Source organism: Actinomadura sp. NBRC 104412, assembly GCF_030269515.1.
Taxonomy (GTDB): Bacteria; Actinomycetota; Actinomycetes; order Streptosporangiales; family Streptosporangiaceae; genus Spirillospora.
On sequence record NZ_BSTM01000006.1, the window covers coordinates 132,928 to 149,173 of the forward strand.

At 71.7% G+C, this 16,246-nt stretch carries 15 protein-coding genes; 6 read left to right on the top strand and 9 right to left on the bottom strand.

The window, feature by feature from the left end:
* Positions 1-30: 30 nt before the first annotated feature.
* The 3 genes from QSK21_RS10260 to idi all read right to left on the bottom strand — a co-directional run bounded on the left by QSK21_RS10260 (position 31) and on the right by idi (position 2,973).
* Positions 31-969 (bottom strand): carbohydrate ABC transporter permease, encoded by a 939-nt coding sequence (locus QSK21_RS10260; protein WP_285695241.1) that lies wholly within the window; start codon positions 967-969, stop codon positions 31-33.
* Entirely contained in the window at positions 969-2,249 is a 1,281-nt protein-coding gene (locus tag QSK21_RS10265; protein WP_285695242.1) for an ABC transporter substrate-binding protein, read from the bottom strand. The genes QSK21_RS10260 and QSK21_RS10265 overlap by 1 nt, the downstream gene beginning before the upstream one ends.
* 148 nt (positions 2,250-2,397) lie before the next feature.
* Positions 2,398-2,973, bottom strand: a complete 576-nt coding sequence (gene idi / locus QSK21_RS10270) for an isopentenyl-diphosphate Delta-isomerase (RefSeq protein WP_285695243.1) — start codon at positions 2,971-2,973, stop codon at positions 2,398-2,400.
* A gap of 219 nt (positions 2,974-3,192) precedes the next feature.
* Between idi and dxs the strand changes: the two genes are divergently transcribed.
* Together dxs and QSK21_RS10280 are read left to right on the top strand one after the other, a co-directional pair.
* Positions 3,193-5,103, top strand: a complete 1,911-nt coding sequence (dxs, locus tag QSK21_RS10275) for a 1-deoxy-D-xylulose-5-phosphate synthase (RefSeq protein ID WP_285695244.1) — start codon at positions 3,193-3,195, stop codon at positions 5,101-5,103.
* 191 nt (positions 5,104-5,294) lie between these two features.
* Positions 5,295-5,903, top strand: a complete 609-nt coding sequence (locus tag QSK21_RS10280; RefSeq protein ID WP_285695245.1) for a hypothetical protein — start codon at positions 5,295-5,297, stop codon at positions 5,901-5,903.
* A gap of 9 nt (positions 5,904-5,912) precedes the next feature.
* Here the strand turns inward: QSK21_RS10280 and QSK21_RS10285 are convergent, their stop codons facing one another.
* The 6 genes from QSK21_RS10285 to QSK21_RS10310 form a co-directional block, all read right to left on the bottom strand.
* Complete coding sequence (locus QSK21_RS10285; RefSeq protein ID WP_285695246.1) at positions 5,913-6,278, bottom strand: hypothetical protein; 366 nt, start codon at positions 6,276-6,278, stop codon at positions 5,913-5,915.
* A gap of 114 nt (positions 6,279-6,392) precedes the next feature.
* Positions 6,393-7,739, bottom strand: a complete 1,347-nt coding sequence (locus QSK21_RS10290; protein ID WP_285695247.1) for an FAD-dependent oxidoreductase — start codon at positions 7,737-7,739, stop codon at positions 6,393-6,395.
* Between the two features lie 34 nt (positions 7,740-7,773).
* Complete coding sequence (locus QSK21_RS10295; protein WP_285695396.1) at positions 7,774-9,294, bottom strand: amino acid permease; 1,521 nt, start codon at positions 9,292-9,294, stop codon at positions 7,774-7,776.
* 289 nt (positions 9,295-9,583) lie between these two features.
* A complete protein-coding gene (locus QSK21_RS10300) occupies positions 9,584-10,864 on the bottom strand; it encodes a sensor histidine kinase (protein WP_285695248.1) in 1,281 nt (426 codons plus the stop codon).
* Positions 10,861-11,523 (bottom strand): response regulator transcription factor, encoded by a 663-nt coding sequence (locus QSK21_RS10305; RefSeq protein WP_285695249.1) that lies wholly within the window; start codon positions 11,521-11,523, stop codon positions 10,861-10,863. Before QSK21_RS10305 ends, QSK21_RS10300 begins: the two co-directional genes overlap by 4 nt.
* Positions 11,524-11,574: 51 nt before the next feature.
* Positions 11,575-12,474 (bottom strand): SMP-30/gluconolactonase/LRE family protein, encoded by a 900-nt coding sequence (locus tag QSK21_RS10310; protein WP_285695250.1) that lies wholly within the window; start codon positions 12,472-12,474, stop codon positions 11,575-11,577.
* 201 nt (positions 12,475-12,675) lie between these two features.
* Here QSK21_RS10310 and QSK21_RS10315 point away from each other — a divergent pair, with 201 nt between their 5' ends.
* From QSK21_RS10315 to QSK21_RS10330, 4 genes are read left to right on the top strand one after another with little or no spacing between them, the layout of a single operon-like run.
* Entirely contained in the window at positions 12,676-13,197 is a 522-nt protein-coding gene (locus tag QSK21_RS10315; RefSeq protein WP_285695251.1) for a hypothetical protein, read from the top strand.
* 5 nt (positions 13,198-13,202) lie between these two features.
* Positions 13,203-14,252, top strand: coding sequence for a peptidoglycan-binding protein (locus QSK21_RS10320; protein ID WP_285695397.1), 1,050 nt, complete (start codon positions 13,203-13,205; stop codon positions 14,250-14,252).
* The gene (locus QSK21_RS10325; RefSeq protein ID WP_285695252.1) at positions 14,245-14,952 is read left to right on the top strand and encodes an ABC transporter ATP-binding protein; all 708 of its coding nucleotides are present in this window, start codon (positions 14,245-14,247) and stop codon (positions 14,950-14,952) included. The genes QSK21_RS10320 and QSK21_RS10325 overlap by 8 nt, the downstream gene beginning before the upstream one ends.
* Positions 14,949-16,166 carry an ABC transporter permease gene (locus tag QSK21_RS10330; RefSeq protein WP_285695253.1) on the top strand — a complete coding sequence of 406 codons (1,218 nt, stop codon included), beginning with the start codon at positions 14,949-14,951 and terminating at the stop codon, positions 16,164-16,166. Before QSK21_RS10325 ends, QSK21_RS10330 begins: the two co-directional genes overlap by 4 nt.
* The last annotated feature ends 80 nt before the right edge of the window (positions 16,167-16,246 follow it).

Sequence of the window (16,246 nt, forward strand, 5' to 3'; positions counted from 1 at the left end):
TACGGCCCCGGGCGGTCACCGACGCCGCGCTCACGAGGCGCGCTCCGCCCGTACGGACCACACCAGATAGGGGATCACCAGCACGGCGACGGCCACCAGCAGGTACGTGGCGATGGTGGCGCCGTTGGCCGGGTCGTGGGAGTCGAACACCTCCACGTACGTGGCGATGGCCGGGACATAGGTGATGATCTGCTTGCCCGCGATCGCCATGATCAGGTCGAACACCTTGAGCGAGATATGGCCGAGGATGATCAGCGCGGACAGCGTCACCGGCCGCAGCTGCGGGAACACCACGTACCGGTACACCTTCCACTCCGAGGCGCCGTCGACCCTGGCGGCCTCCCGCAGGTCCTCGGGAACGCTGCGGAAGCCGGCCAGGTAGAGCGCCATGACATAGCCCGACATCTGCCAGATCGCGGGCAGCGCCATCGCGGCCATGCCCCAGGTCGGGTTCTGCCACCAGTTGTTGGCGAGCGCGTCAAAACCGGTCTTGTTGAAGAGCTGGTTGAGGCCGACGGCGCGTTCGGGCGGCGCCGGGTTCATCAGCCAGCGCCACACCACGCCGCTGGCGATGAACGAGATCGCCATCGGGAAGAGGTAGACGGCGCGGAACCCCGCCTCCCACCGGATGCCCTTCTCCATGAGGAAGGCCAGGAACGCCCCGAGGAGCAGCGCGCCGCCCACGAACACGACCGTGAACAGCAGGGCGTGCCGGACGGCCGGCGGCCAGGTCGGGTCGTCCCAGAGGTCGACGAAGTTCTTTCCCTTGTCGAACCCGTACGGCGTGACCTCGTCGTGCCGCCCGCTGAGCGCGACCCGCGTGTTCCAGAAGATCAGCCCGTACACGAACAGGCCGATGGCGACGATGGACGGCGAGAGCAGCAGCAGCCCGGGAAGCCATCGCCGGGAACGTCCCGGCGACCAGCGGCGACCCGGGCCGCCGCGCGCCCGCCCCTTGAGCGCCGTCACTACTGCGCGTTGGCCTTGGCCGTCTGGACGAGGGCCTGCTGCAGCTTGGTCACGTCCTTGTTCTGGAGGAACAGTCCCACGGCCTGGTCGATGTCGGTGTGCCACTTCTTGTTGGAGTAGACGCCGTGCCAGAACGAGCCGGCCAGCTTGATGCCCGGCTTGTTCCACTCGTTGATCGCGTACTCCAGGTAGCCCTTGTACAGGGCCTTGTCGGCGTCCTTACGCGCGGGGATGGAGCCCTTCTTGGGGTTGAAGAGGTCCTGCCCCTCCTTGCTGCCGACCTCCTTGAGCCAGGCCAGCGCGCCGCCGCGGTGCGGGGCGTTCTTCGGCAGCGTGAAGCTGTCGGACAGCCACATGTAGACGCCTTCGGTGCCGGGCGCCGCCGCGTACTTGAAGTCGGTGTCCAGCTTCTTGGCCAGGCCGTTGGGCGGCGGGTTCACGTAGTAGCCGTACGCCCAGTCGCCCATGATGTTGAACGCGGCCTTGCCGTCCACGACCGCCTTGGCCGCGCCCTGCCAGTCGGTGGAGGCCGCCTCGGCGGTGGTGTACTTCATGATCTCGGCGAACTCGCCCAGCGCCTTGGTGACCGCGGGACCGCTCCAGTCGCCGCCGGGCTTCCACAGCGCGTTGTAGGCGTCCGCGCCCATCGAGCCGAGCAGGACGTTCTCCAGCAGGTGGTCGGCGGTCCACTGGGCGCCGAGCGACAGCGGCACCTTGCCGGCCGCGTCGACCTTCTTCAGCGCGTCGATGAACTCGGGGATCGACGTGGGCGGTCCGGACACCCCGGCCTCGTCGAGGATCTTCGGGTTGTACCAGAGGATGTTGGAGCGGTGGATGTTCACCGGCACCGAGTAGATCTTGCCCTGGTAGGAGATCTGGTCGAGGAGCTGCTGCGGGTACGCCTGCTTGAGGTTGTTCTCCTCGTAGAAGGAGTCCAGCGGCTCGATCTGCCCGGCCTTGATGTAGTCGAGGAGTTCGGCGCCCGCGTGTCCCTGGAAGGAGTCCGGCGGCTTGCGGTTCTGCAACCGGCTGGCCAGCACGGCCTGCGCCTGGGTGCCCGAGCCGCCGGCGATCGCGGCGTTGGTGAACTTGATCCCCGGGTTCTTCTTCTCGAAGTCGGCCTGCAGTGCCTTGAGGCCGTCGGCCTCGCCGGGGCCGGTCCACCAGGAGAAGACCTCCACTTCGGAGGCGTCGCCGCCCCCTCCGTCGCCGCCGCAACCCGAAATGACCAGCGCGCCGCTGAGGGCCACTGCGGCGACGGCCTTCCACCGTCCTCGCATCGCACGTCCCTTTCGTCCCGGAGCACCAAGCGTCCGCTCGGCACGGGTGAAGGTCAACAGCCGCGACCGAATAGTGATCTCGTGGTTACCGTGCGCCGAGGCCGGCGCCGTCCGGGCGCCGCGGGCCCTACCAGGTCAGGCGCGGGCCCTACCAGGTCAGGAAGGGGGGAAGGCCCTCGACGCCCGCATCGGGCCACTCCAGCGGGTCGCCGAGCGGCACCAGCTCGCCCATCTGCAGGCGGAACCAGGGGGACGCCTCGGGACGGGCGGCCAGCTCCTTGCACCGTTCCCACGTCCACCACTGGGCGTCCTCCACCTCGTCGGGGTCGGGGTGGACGGTGTCGGCCGCGGCGATGGCGCGGACCACCGGGCACCGCTCGTTCTCGACGGTGCCGTCGGCCGCCGTGGCCTGGTAGCGGAAGCCGGGCAGGATCGAGGTGAACTCTTGCGCCTCGACGCCCAGCTCGTCGCGCAGCCGACGGGCCACGGCGGCGCGCAGGCCCTCACCTGGACCCGGGTGGCCGCAGCAGCTTCCGGTCCACACACCGGGGAACGTCCGTTTACCGAGCGCGCGACGGGTGATCAGAACCTTACCGGAGGTGTTCAGCAGGAAACACGAGAAGGCGAGGTGATAGGGGGTGGTGCGGTGGTGGCTCGGCACCTTGGGTGCCGAACCGATGGCCTCGTCGGCCTCATTGAGCAGCACGATCTCTTCGACACCCATGCCCTCTTCTTACCCCACGGCCCCGTTCCCTCGCGCGTGAGGATTTCGTGCGCGTGGCGCGAGGGAAATGAGGCCGGGCCACGCGGCGGGCAAACCGGGACTAAACTCGGAACGGCCCGCGGACACCAGGGTCAGAGTCGCCCCTGGGGCGGACCCCCAGCCCTCGGGGGCTTCGCCCGAAGAGCGACGGCAGGGCCCCTGATGGAGGAGTTGACGCGCGTGTCTCTGCTGGAGTCGATCCGGAGTCCGCAGGACCTCAAGCGACTGGACGCCACCGAGCTGCCCCTGCTCGCCGAGGAGATCCGCGAGTTCCTGGTGGACGCCGTGGCGAAGACCGGCGGGCACCTTGGACCCAACCTGGGAGTGATCGAACTCACCATCGCGCTGCACCGGGTGTTCGACTCGCCCCGCGACAAGATCCTCTTCGATACCGGCCACCAGTGCTACGTCCACAAGCTGCTCACGGGCCGGCACGACTTCTCCCTGCTCAAGCAGCGCGGCGGGCTGTCGGGCTACCCGAGCGCCGCCGAGTCCGAGCACGACGTCATCGAGAACTCGCACGCCTCCACCGCGCTCTCGTACGCCGACGGGCTGGCCAAGGCGTTCGAGCTGCGCGGCGAGACCGACCGCGTGGTGGTCCCGGTGGTCGGGGACGGCGCGCTGACCGGCGGGATGTGCTGGGAGGCGCTGAACAACATCGCCGAGGGCCGCGACCGCCGCGTCATCATCGTGGTGAACGACAACGGCCGTTCCTACTCGCCCACCATCGGCGGGCTGGCCCGCCACCTGGCCGACCTGCGGGTCACCTCGACCTACGAGCACGCGCTCGAACTCATCAAGAAGACGGTGCCGCGCGCTCCCGTCGTCGGCAACGCCGCGTACGAGACGCTGCACGGCATCAAGAAGGGCCTGAAGGACATCCTGCAGCCGCAGGCGATGTTCGAGGACCTCGGCCTGAAGTACGTCGGGCCCATCGACGGCCATGACGAGCAGGCCGTCGAGCACGCCCTGCGCAAGGCGCACGACTTCGGCGGCCCGGTGATCGTCCACTGCATCACGCGCAAGGGCAACGGCTACGCGCCCGCGGAGAACGACGACGAGGAGCAGTTCCACTCGCCCGGCCCGTACGACCGCAAGACCGGCGTGCAGAAGCCCAAGGGCCGCATCTGGACCAACGTGTTCAGCGAGGAGATGGTGGCGCTCGGCGCCGAGCGCGACGACATCGTGGGGATCACCGCGGCGATGCTGCACCCGGTGGGGCTGGCCGCGTTCGCCGAGGCGTACCCGGACCGGATCTACGACGTGGGCATCGCCGAGCAGCACGCGGTGACCTCCGCGGCCGGGCTGGCGCTGGGCGGCCTGCACCCGGTTGTGGCGATCTACGCCACGTTCCTCAACCGGGCCTTTGACCAGGTGCTGATGGACGTGGCGCTGCACCGGCAGGCGGTCACGTTCGTCCTGGACCGTGCCGGGGTGACCGGCGACGACGGGCCCAGCCACAACGGCATGTGGGACCTGTCGATCCTGCAACTGGTGCCGGGCATGCGGATCGCGGTGCCGCGCGACGGCGCCCGCGTGCGCGAGCTGCTGCGCGAGGCGGTGGCGGTCGAGGACGGCCCCACCGCGCTGCGCTTCCCCAAGGGCCCGGTGGCGGACGACGTCGAGGCGGTCGGCGCGCTCGGCGGCATGGACGTGCTGGCCCGGCACGACGGCGCCAACGGCACCCGGGTACTGGTGGTCGCCGTGGGCGCGATGGCGACCCCCGCGGTCGAGGTGGGGGAACGGCTCGCCGCGCAGGGGATCGGCGCCACCGTGGTCGACCCCCGGTGGGTCAAGCCGCTCGACCCGGCGCTGGTGCAGGCCGCGGCCGGGCACAGCATGGTCGCGGTCGTCGAGGACAACGGCAGGGTCGGCGCCGTGGGCGACGCGGTGGCCCGGCTGCTGCGCGATTCCGGCGTGGACGTGCCGGTCCGTACGTTCGGCATCCCGCAGGAGTTCCTCGACCACGCCAAGCGGGCGATGATCCTGGACGATCTGGGACTGACGCCGCAGGCGCTGGCCCGCGACATCATCGCCGCCGTGAGCCGGATCGCCTCGTCCGAGGCACGCGAGCCCGCCCCGTCCGACTGACCACGCCCCAGGCCCGTCTCCGGCCCGCGGGAAAAACCGGCTCATGTCCTCGTCATGGGACGGTCGCCTCCGGTGTGCCGGAGCGCCGCCTGCCGATCGCCGCCGATTACGTTGTGCGAGCGTACCGAGGCTCAAGGTATCCGGGGCTCTAGGTATCCGGCCTCTATGTATCCGGCAGGACGGGGGAGCACATGCGTGACAACACGAACCTGGGGGTTGGCCTGCGCCGCACCATGCCGGTGGTGGTGCTGGCGGCCGTGACCGCGATGTCCTCGGCGGCGACGGCGGCACCCGAGCCCCCGCGGCAGCAGGGATCCGGGGGGCAGTCGCCGAAGACGCGGCCGGCGCAGCCGTGGACGACCGCGGTCGACGACGAGGCGGTGGCGCACGTGCCCTGCGCGCACGGCGCGGGGGACACCGCGCTGGCCCGCGCGATCAGGGCGGGCGGCCGGATCGCGCTGGTGCCCAACTGCACCTACGTCGTGACCAAGCGGCACGGGGAGAACTCCGCGCTGCCGCCGATCACCAGGGACACCGTCATCGAGGGCCGCGACTCCGTCATCACCTGGGGCGGCCGGGACCGGGTGCCGGCGCTGGTCGAGCTCGCCGGGCAGAACGTGCGGTTCGTCCTGCGCGGTGTGAGGCTCAAGCGCGGCCGGGCCATGACGACCATCCGCACCAGGCCCGGCTCGTCCGGCTCGGTCGAGAACTACGGCAGCAACCAGGCGTTCGGCGACGAGGCCGCGTCCGTGCTCGCCTCGTGGCTGTCGCCGGGGCTGGAGGACGACCGGCGGAACTAGCGGACGCGGTCACACGCCCTCCGCCGAGCCGAGCTGCCAGTAGTGGGTGATGGTCGCCGTGGCGGTGCCGAGGTCGCGGCCGGAGTAGGTCCACCGGCCGCGCAACCGCCATGGGCGGCCCGCGCCGTCCTGGACGAACACCTGCAAGGGGAACGACGCGTCGTGCGCGCGGATGACACCGGTGGTGTCGACGGTGGCGCGTAGCTCTGGCTTTCCCTCGCACCGCACGCCCATGACGCGCGTGCCGGGATCCTGGCGCAGCAACCCCTGCGTCAGGTCGTAGACGAGTACGGACACGTAGTCGGGGCCGAGCCACCGCAGATCGGGCAGCCGCTCCGGAGGGGGGAATCCGTACAGCTCTGGACCGCCGGTCACACGCGCACCGTAGCGCTCTGTAGAGGTCTACGTCACTAGTTCAAACATGCGATCCTGCGCAGGACCATGCTCTGACCCGTGCCGGCCCGTGCCGATCTCCCCCTCAGGGGACGGTCATTCCGGATGGCAGGCCGCGCGCATCGCGTCCCAGCGCGCCAGCTTCACCCGTTCGCCGCGGCTCAGGGAACGGGCCAGCTCGATCTCGGCCGCGTCGAGGTTGAGCCAGTCGTTGTAGGTGACGACCCGCAGCCCGCGCGACTCCAGCAGGTCCTCGATGGTGCCGCCGGGACGCGGGCCGTCGGGGTCGAAGTCCTCCAGCAGGTTGCGCACGGTCTCGGCGGCGTCGGACTTGTTGGTGCCCACGACGCCGGTGGGTCCGCGCTTGATCCAGCCCGCCACGTACTCGCGCGGGATCGGTGCGCCGTCCGGCCCGAGGATCCGCCCGGCCGCGTTCGGGACGACGGAGGCGCGGTCGTCGAACGGGACGCCGTCCAGTGCCACGCTCTGGTAGCCGACCGACCGCAGCACCAGGCCGACGGGCAGCGTCTCGTGCTCGCCGGTGCCGCGGACGCGTCCCGACTCGTCCAGCGTCGTGCGCTCCAGCCGCAGGCCCTCCACCCGCCCGGTGCCGAGGATCTCCGCGGGCGCGCGCCAGAACCGCACGTCGATGCGGCGGGGGAGGGTCGCGTCGGGCTCGGTGGTCCACCCGTTCAGGACCTTGACGTTGCCGCGCACCTGCCGGTCGGACTCGGCCAGTCCCGCGCTCGCGGGGTCGAGGTCCATGTCCTCGGGACGGACGTGCACGCCGACGCCGGGGAGCTCGCCCAGCTCGCGCAGCTCCTTGGTGGTGAACTTGGCCTGCGCCGGGCCGCGCCGCCCGATCATGTGGATGCGCCTGACCCGGCCGGCCGCCAGCGCGTCCAGCACGTGTTCGGGGACATCGGTCTCGCGCAGCTCGTCGGCGGACTTGGCCAGGATCCGCACCACGTCCACGGCCACGTTGCCGACGCCGATGACCGCGACCTCCTCGGCGGTGAGGTCGAAGACGTGGTCGGCGGCGTCGGGATGGCCGCAGTACCAGTTGACGAAGTCGGTGGCGGCGACGCTGCCGGGCAGGTCCTCGCCGGGCACGCCGAGGCGCCGGTCGACCATCGCGCCGGTGGAGTACAGCACGGCGTCGTAGCAGCCGAGCAGGTCGGCGCGGGTCAGGTCGCGGCCCAGCTCCACGCAGCCGAAGAACCGGACCGCGGGGTTCTCCAGCACCCGCTGCAGATACCGGGCGATCGACTTGATCGACTTGTGGTCCGGGGCGACGCCATATCTGACCAGGCCGTAGGGCGTGGGCAGCCGGTCGAAGACGTCCACCCTGACGTTCCCGTCGGTCTGCTTGACCAGGGCCTCGGCGGCGTACAGGCCCGCGGGCCCGGAGCCGATCACTGCGACACGCGGAGGAGCAGCCATGCGGGCCATTGTGCCTCAGCCGATCGGCGGCCTTTCAGGCGACCGGATCTTTGGGGCCGATGACCGGGCCTTCGCCCATCTTGGCGGCGATGTCCAGATGGCTGTGCCGGCGGCCGTAGAAGAAGTAGACGACGAAGCCGATGCCCAGCCAGACCAGGAACCGTATCCACGTCTCCACCGGCAGGTTGACCATGATGAACAGGCAGCCCAGCACCGCCAGCGCCGGCACCACGGGGACGAGCGGCGTGCGGAACCCGCGGCGGAGGTCGGGACGGGTGCGGCGCAGCACCACGACGGCGACCGAGACGACCAGGAACGCGAACAGCGTGCCGATGTTGACCAGTTCCGCCAGCGCGGCCAGCGGGATGAACCCGGCCAGCACGGCGGCGATCACGCCCATCAGGATGGTGGACCGGTACGGGGTGCCGAACCGCGGGTGGACGGCCGACAGCCATTCGGGCAGCAGCCCGTCCCGGCCCATCGCGAAGAACACCCGGCTCTGCCCGAGCAGCAGGATCAGCACCACCGTGGTGAGCCCGGCCACCGCCCCGATGCTGATCACGGTGGCGAAGCCGGGGCTGCCGACCGCCTTGAACGCGTCGGCGAGCGGGGCCGCCTCGCTCAGCCGGGTGTAGTGCCGCATGCCGACCACCACCAGCGACACCAGCGCGTACAGGACGGCGGTGATGACCAGCGAGCCGATCAGGCCGATGGGCAGGTCGCGCTGCGGGCGGCGGGCCTCCTCGGCGGCGGTGGCGACGATGTCGAAGCCGATGTAGGCGAAGAACACCACGGCGATCGCGGCGAACACGCCGAGCCAGCCGAAGCTGACCGGGGTGATGCCGAACAGCACCTGGATCAGCGGCGCGTCGCCGCCCTCGGCGTTGGGCGTGGCCTGCGACGGCGGGATGAACGGGGTGTAGTTGTCCGCCTTGACGTAGAACAGCCCGGCGACGATCACCAGCAGCACCACGAACAGCTTGACCGCGACGATCAGCGCGTTCACCCGCGAGGAGATCTTCACCCCGGCCACCAGCACCGCGGTGACGGCCAGCACCAGCAGGATCGCGGGCACGTTGAGGATTCCGCCGGCCTCGCCCGGCGGGTTGGCCCAGTCCGCCGGGATGGTCCAGCCCCAGGAGTCCAGCAGCGAGACGGCGTACCCGGACCAGCCGACCGCGACCACGGCGGCGGCCAGCGCCAGCTCCAGGATCAGGTCCCAGCCGATGATCCACGCCGGCAGCTCGCCGAGGGTGGCGTAGGAGTAGGTGTAGGCCGAGCCCGCCACCGGGACGGTCGAGGAGAACTCGGCGTAGCACAGCGCGGCCAGCCCGCACACGATGGCGGCGAGGATGAACGACAGCGCGACCGCCGGTCCGGCCTTGTCCTTGGCGACCTGGCCGGTCAGGACGAAGATCCCGGTGCCGATGATCACCCCGATGCCGAACACGGTCAGGTCCGCGGCCGACAGGTCCCGGCGCAGCCGGTGCTCGGGGCTCTCGGCCTCGGTGTCGCGTATCGAGTCCTCGACGCTCTTCGTGCGGAACAGGGACACGCCGTCCTCCTCGGCGGGGGTCAGGTACGGGCCTATGCTCACCGATCGCGAGCGGTCGAAACCCCCTCCGGCCGCTTTGGGAGGAAGACACGACAAGGGCGTCCCGAAGGTGACATCCGGAACGCCCGTGTTGTCGTGAAACGCCTGGTGGTCAGCCCGGTAGCGAGGCCACGCCCGGCTCCAGGAAGCGGGCGCCGTTCACCCTGAAGGCCGGGGCGGCGCTGTGCAGCCTGCCCTCGACCGTCCAGCGGGAACTCGGGAGTGACAAGCCAAGCCTACTCGTCAGTAATCACTGACTCCCGAGAGCGGCCCCCGATGTCGCGGGCACCGCCACCGCGGACGGCGCGCCGCTCGCCGCGCCGTCCGGGAACCAGATGGTGATCGCCAGGCCGCCGTCCTGGCGCGGCACCGTCTGGATCGTCCCGCCGTGCGCGTCCACCACGGCCCGCACGATCGACAGGCCGAGCCCCGCGCCCTGCGCCGAGCCCACCCGGTCGGCGCGCAGCCGCTGGAACGGCTCGAAGATCCGCTCCACCTCGTAGGACGGCACCGGCCTGCCGGTGTTCTCGACGCTGAGCACGGCGAGCCCCGAGCGGCTGCCGGTCCGCACCCGCACCCGGCCGCCCGGCACGTTGTACTTCACCGCGTTCTCCAGCAGGTTCACCGCGCACCGCTCCAGCAGCACCGGGTCGCCCTCGACCGTGCCCGGACCCAGCTCGGACTCCACCTCGATCCCGCCCGGCGGCTCCTCCATCTGGTCGAGCGCGCTGCGCACCACGTCGGCCAGCGGGGTCGGCGTGCGGGTCGACAGCTCGCGCTCTGAACGGGCCAGCGTCAGCAGCCCCTCGATCAGCCGCTCGTGCCGGGCGGTGTTGCCCAGCAGCACGTCCGCCAGCGCCTTGGTCTCCGGCGGGTTCTTCCGGCTCGCGATCGCCACCTCCAGCACCGTGCGGTTGATCGTGAGCGGGGTGCGCAGCTCGTGCGAGGCGTTGGCGACGAACCGGCGCTGCGCGTCGAACGCCCGGCTCAGCCGGTCCAGCATCCGGTCGAAGGTGTCGGCCAGCTCCTTGATCTCGTCCTGCGGGCCGTCCAGCGCGATCCGCTCGTGCAGATTGGACTGCGACAGCCGGTGCGCCGTCGCGGTCACCCGGTGCAGCGGACGCAGCATCCGGCCCGACACCACGTACCCGACCAGGACGGTCAGCGCGCCGAACACCAGCAGCATCAGCAGCGAGGTCTGGAGGAGCTGCGCCAGCACCTCCCGCTTCTGCTCCTCCAACTGGCGGTTCAGCTCCTCCCTGGCCTCGACCAGCGCGGCCGCCCGGTCGCTGTCGCCCAGGATCCGCTCCAGCACCCCCGGGCGGGGCTTGATCGGCGACAGCGTCCCCACCCGCTCGTCGATGGCGCGGGCGGTCAGCACGTAGCTGACCGTGACCAGCACCGCGATCGAGAAGAGGAACAGCGACCCGTACACCAGCGTCAGCCGCGCCCGCACGCTCAGCCGGGGCGGACGCCCACCCGCCACGGTCCTCAGCAGCATCCGTGCCGGCGCCTTCAGCAGGGCGATCACGGCGTTCCCTCCAGCCGGTACCCGGCGCCGGTGACCGTCTCGATCACCGGCGGGTCGCCCAGCTTCTTGCGCAAGGTCGCCATCGTCACCCGCACGATGTTGCTGAACGGGTCGATGTGCTCGTCCCAGGCGCGGTCCAGCAGGGTCTCCGCGCTGACCACGCCGCCGTCGGCGCGCAGCAGCTCCTCCAGGACCGTGAACTCCTTCTTGGTGAGCCGCAGCGGCCGCCCGTCCCGTTCCACCGTCCGCCGGTGCGGATCGAGCCGCACCCCGGCCCGTTCCAGGACCGGCGGGACGGCCGGCGCCGAGCGCCGTCCCAGCGCCCGCACCCGCGCGACCAGCTCGCTGAACACGAACGGCTTGGGCAGGTAGTCGTCGGCGCCCAGGGCCAGCCCGTCCACCCGCGCGGCGACGTCCCCGGCCGCGGTCAGCATCAGGATGCGGCCGGGGTGGCGCCCCGCCAGCTCACGGCAGACCTCGTCGCCGTGCACGGTGGGTAGGTCCCGGTCCAGGACCACCACGTCGTACCCGGTGTGGGAGGTCCGTTCCAGGGCGTCGTCGCCGTCGTAGACCACGTCGACGGCGATCGCCTCCTCGCGCAACCCCTCGGCGATGGTGTCCGCGAGGATCCGCTCGTCCTCGACGATCAGTACACGCATGCCCTGGAGCATGCCCGAGACGTCGTTAAACGCGGGTAAGCCCGCGCGTCCTCAGGGCCTGACCGAGACGATGTCGTAGGGGGTCTCCGGGGTCGGCGGCGTGGTGAACCGGGCGTTGGGCAGGTAGAGCCGCCCACCGAACCTGGCCACGGTCGCCGGCACGTCGAAGTCCGGATCGGTGATCCGCTCCACGACCCGCGCCTTGCGGCCGTCCCTGGCGACCTTCAGGACGGCGATCACGTTGTCCCGGTTCTGGACGACGTACAGCGTGCTGCCGACCAGCAGCATCCCGTCCCCGAACTGGAGGGACTCGCCGCCCAGGTCGACCAGCCTGGCGTGGCCCGTCCTGGGGTCCACCCTGAACAGCCGCCCGGTGTTGGACTGGACGATCAGCAGCGACCTGCGGTCGGGGGTCTGCACGATCCCGTTGGCGTTGGTGCCCGCCTCCTGGACCCAGTCGCCGCTCAGCGGCACCGACGTGGCCTTCCCGTGGACGCCCAGCGGCAGCCGGTACAGCACCGGGTTCGCCGAGTCGGTCACGAACGCGCCGGACCGGGTGAGCACCAGGTCGTTGATGAACGCGGTTCCGGTGGTCAGCACGTGCCGCTTGAGGATCCTCCCGGTGCGCAGGTCGATCACCCGGGCGTCGCCGCCGGTGCCGCCCGCGACGTACAGGAGCCCGTTGCCGGTCTTCAGCCCCAGCGACGGCGTTCCGGGACCGGGGCTGAACACCTTGCCCTTCCCGGTGCGCAGGTCGGCCCGCCAGATCCGGCCGTCCACCCGCGACCCCAGGTAGGCATAGGTCTTGTGCCCGGTCGCGATTCCTTCGGGCTGGAACCCGTTGGGCAGCGGGATCCGATCGGGGAGCCTGCCACCGCTCGCGTGCGCGGCGCCGCCCACGGGGACCACGAGCCCGGCCATCAGAGCGAGAAGCATCAGTCGCGATCTCATGCCCCCAAGATTGCGCGTATCGGCCCCTGCGCCCAGACCCATCGCCCCCCGCCCTCCTGGCGACAACAGGCCAGCCACAAGTCGAACCTTCAAGGGCTTTGATCCGTGCGCCCGCCCTCCGGCACCTAATGCGGGCTTAACCCCCTGATGGATGCAATGGGGGGCCGCCGGGGGTGCCGTGCTCCCGGTGGAGAGGATGACATGAGAACTCGGGCATGGGTGCTGTGCCTCATCGTTCCGTTGCTCGTCGGGCTCGCCGGGTGCGGTGGTGAGGATGACGGTGGCGGGGTGGCCAGCGCGGGCGGAACGGCGGCCAAGGCGTCGGTCCAGGCGTCGGCCTCGCTCAGGCCGGAGGACGCGCGGCTGAAGTTCGCGCAGTGCATGCGGGAGAACGGGATCGACATGCCCGACCCGCAGCCCGACCGGAACTTCCGGATGGAACTGCGACGCGAGGGCGACCGGCGGAAGCTCCAGGTAGCGCTGCAGAAGTGCCGCCATCTCCTGGAGGCCGCCGGGATGAACTTCAACCTGGACGACCCGGAGATCAGGGACGCGATGGTGAAGTTCGCGCAGTGCGCCCGCCGGAACGGCATCGACATCCCCGACCCGAAGCCCGGCGAGGGGTTCGGGGGCCTGCTGGGCCGCGACCGCGCGAAGTTCGAGAAGGCGCGCCCGCTGTGCGGCCACCACCTCCAGGACATCCGGCGGAAGGTGGGCCGGTGAGGCGGATGCTCGCGATCGGGGCGGCCGTGACGGTGGTCGCCGGGGGCGGCGCCGCGTTCGCCTTGATCGGGGACGACGGTGACGCGCGGGCGCAGGGTGGGAACGTGGAGCTGTCGACGGCCGCCATCACCAAGGGGGACCTGGTCGACACGGAGAAGGTGGACGGCACCCTGACCTTCGAGGGGGAGCGGGACGTGTGGGTCGGCGCCTCCGGCGTGGTCACCTGGGCGCCGTCCCAAGGCGCCGTCATCGAACGCGGCGACCCCCTGGTGCGCGTACAGAACCGGCCCGTCACGCTGATGTACGGCGGGACGCCCATGTACCGGGCCATCGGGTCGGGCGTCTCGGACGGGGCGGACGTCAAGGCCCTGGAGTCCAACCTGAAGGCCCTCGGGTACGGGGGCGACCTGACGGTGGACGATGAGTTCACCGCCGCCACCGAGGCCGCCATTAGAGAGTGGCAGGACGACAGGGGCCTGGAGGAGACCGGGCGCGTGGACGACAAGCAGGTCGTGTTCCTGCCCGGCGCCGTGCGCGTGAAGACCGTCAAGGCCCCGGAGGGCAAACGGGTCGCCCCCGGGCAGCCGGTGATGACGGTGGCCGGGACGCGGCGGATCGTCCACATCGACCTGGACGCCGACAAGCAGGACATGGCGGTCAAGGGCGCCAGGGTGTCGGTCGAGCTGCCCGGCGGCAAGGTCGTCGCGGGCCGTATCGCGTCCGTGGGCACGGTCGCGGAGGAGACCGGCACCGAGCAGAACCCCAGGACCACGGTGGACGTGGAGATCACCCTCGACCGGAACGCCGACACCGGGCGGCTCGACCAGGCGCCGGTGACGGTGGAGCTGGAGAGCGAGCGGCGCGAGGGCGTCCTGTCCGTCCCGATCGAGGCGCTGCTGGGCCTGCGCGAGGGCGGCTTCGGCGTCGAGGTCGTCGAGGGCGCGGGCAGGCGGATCGTCCCGGTGACGACCGGCGCGTTCGGCGGCGGCCGTGTCGAGATCAGCGGGCCGGGCCTGGCCGCGGGCATGAAGGTCGGGGTGCCCGCCGGTGAGTGAGCCGATCGTCGAGCTGGCCGGGGTCGCCAAGACGTACCCGGGCGGCGTGCGGGCGCTGCGCGGCGTGGACCTGGTGATCGGGCGCGGGGAGATGACCGCCATCGTGGGACCGTCCGGGTCGGGCAAGTCGACCCTGCTGCACCTGATCGGGACGCTGGACCGGCCCAGCGAGGGCACCGTCCGCATCGCCGGGTACGAGGTCGCCGAGCTGCCCGACCGGGAGCTGTCGGCGCTGCGCGCTAGGCACATCGGGTTCGTGTTCCAGCAGTTCCACCTCGCGGCCGGGGTGAGCGCGCTGGACAACGTCGCCGACGGCCTCCTCTACGGAGGGAACGGCGGTGCGCGCAACACCCTGCGGCAGCGTCGAGAGCGCGCCGCCGCCGCGCTCGAACGGGTCGGGCTCGGGCACCGCACCGGGCACCGTCCCGACCAACTGTCGGGAGGCGAGCAACAGCGGGTCGCGGTGGCGCGGGCCGTGGTCGGCGAGCCGGACCTGCTGCTGGCCGACGAGCCGACCGGCAACCTCGACACCGCGTCCGGGACCGAGGTGCTGGACCTGCTGCGCGACCTGCACGGCACCGGCACCACCGTCGCGATCATCACGCATGACACGGAGGTGGCGGCCGCCGCGCCGCGCCGTGTCCGGGTGCGGGACGGGCGGATCGTCGCCGACGAGCGGGCGGGGGTGACGGCCCGATGAGCCGGGCGACGATGACGACGCCGCTGCCGCCGCTCGTCCCGGCGCGGCTGAGCGGGCGGGACGTGGTCCGCACGGGCCTCGGCGGATTGCGTGCCAGACCGGCCCGGGTGGTGCTGTCCGCGCTGGGCATCGCCATCGGGATCGCCACGATGGTCGCGGTCATCGGGATCTCCTCGTCCAGCAAGGAGGACCTGATGCGGCGGCTGGACCGGCTCGGCACCAACCTGCTGACGGCCAAGCCGGGCAGCACGCTGTTCGGCGAGGAGGCGCGGCTGCCGGAGTCGGCGCCCGCGATGGTCGCCAGGATCGGCCCGGTCACCGAGGTCGGCGCGCTCGGCACGATCGAGACGACCGTGCGCCGCACCGACCGGATCCCGGACGAGATCACGCATGGGATCTCCGTGCAGGCCGCCTCCACCGGGCTGCTCGCCACGCTGGACGTGCCGGTGCGGCACGGCGCCTGGCTGAACCCCGCCACCGCGCGCTACCCCGGCGTGGTGCTGGGCGCGGAGGCGGCGCGGCGGCTCGGCTTCGACCGGGCGGGCGGGCGCGTGTGGATCGGCGGCCGGTGGTTCACCGTGCTCGGCGTGCTCGGTCCCGCCGAGCTGGCCCCCGAGGTCGACCGGTCCGCGCTGGTCGGCTGGGAGGCGGCCGGCACCTACCTCGGGTTCGACGGACATCCCACCACGGTGTACGAGCGGTCGGCCGACGACGCGGTGGAGGACGTCCGCGCCGTGCTGGGACGCACCATCAACCCGCAGAACCCCGAGGAGGTGGAGGTGAGCCGGCCATCGGACGCGCTGGAGGCCAGGGCGGCGGCAGCGGGCGCGTTCACCAACCTGCTGCTGGGGCTCGGCGCGGTCGCGCTGCTGGTCGGCGGGGTCGGCGTCGCCAACACGATGGTGATCTCCGTCCTGGAGCGGCGCCGGGAGATCGGGCTGCGCCGCTCGCTGGGCGCCACCCGCGGCCAGGTGCGCGTCCAGTTCCTGGCCGAGTCGCTGCTGCTGTCGGCGCTGGGCGGCGCGGCCGGGATCGTTCTCGGCACGGCGGTCACGGTGGCGTTCGCGCTGTACCGGGGGTGGCCGCCGGTCGTCCCGTTGTGGGCGCTCGGAGGCGCGCTCGCCGCGACGCTGGCGATCGGCACGATGGCCGGGCTCTACCCGGCGATGCGCGCGGCGCGGCTGGCGCCGACCGTGGCGCTGGCGAGCGTGTGAGACACCCGTATGAGGTGGGTCGTATGAGGTGCGCAGGGCCGGCCCCCTGTGCGGCCCTGTGCGCGGCGGCGCGGCGGCCG

Excerpts from the sequence above, each read along its gene's own strand:
- QSK21_RS10265 (WP_285695242.1), bottom strand. The coding sequence starts at position 2,249 with ATGCGAGGACGGTGGAAGGCCGTCGCCGCAGTGGCCCTCAGCGGCGCG.
- idi (WP_285695243.1), bottom strand. The coding sequence starts at position 2,973 with ATGGGTGTCGAAGAGATCGTGCTGCTCAATGAGGCCGACGAGGCCATC.
- QSK21_RS10280 (WP_285695245.1), top strand. The coding sequence starts at position 5,295 with ATGCGTGACAACACGAACCTGGGGGTTGGCCTGCGCCGCACCATGCCG.
- QSK21_RS10290 (WP_285695247.1), bottom strand. The coding sequence starts at position 7,739 with ATGGCTGCTCCTCCGCGTGTCGCAGTGATCGGCTCCGGGCCCGCGGGC.
- QSK21_RS10305 (WP_285695249.1), bottom strand. The coding sequence starts at position 11,523 with ATGCGTGTACTGATCGTCGAGGACGAGCGGATCCTCGCGGACACCATC.
- QSK21_RS10310 (WP_285695250.1), bottom strand. The coding sequence starts at position 12,474 with ATGAGATCGCGACTGATGCTTCTCGCTCTGATGGCCGGGCTCGTGGTC.
- QSK21_RS10315 (WP_285695251.1), top strand. The coding sequence starts at position 12,676 with ATGAGAACTCGGGCATGGGTGCTGTGCCTCATCGTTCCGTTGCTCGTC.
- QSK21_RS10320 (WP_285695397.1), top strand. The coding sequence starts at position 13,203 with ATGCTCGCGATCGGGGCGGCCGTGACGGTGGTCGCCGGGGGCGGCGCC.
- QSK21_RS10330 (WP_285695253.1), top strand. The coding sequence starts at position 14,949 with ATGAGCCGGGCGACGATGACGACGCCGCTGCCGCCGCTCGTCCCGGCG.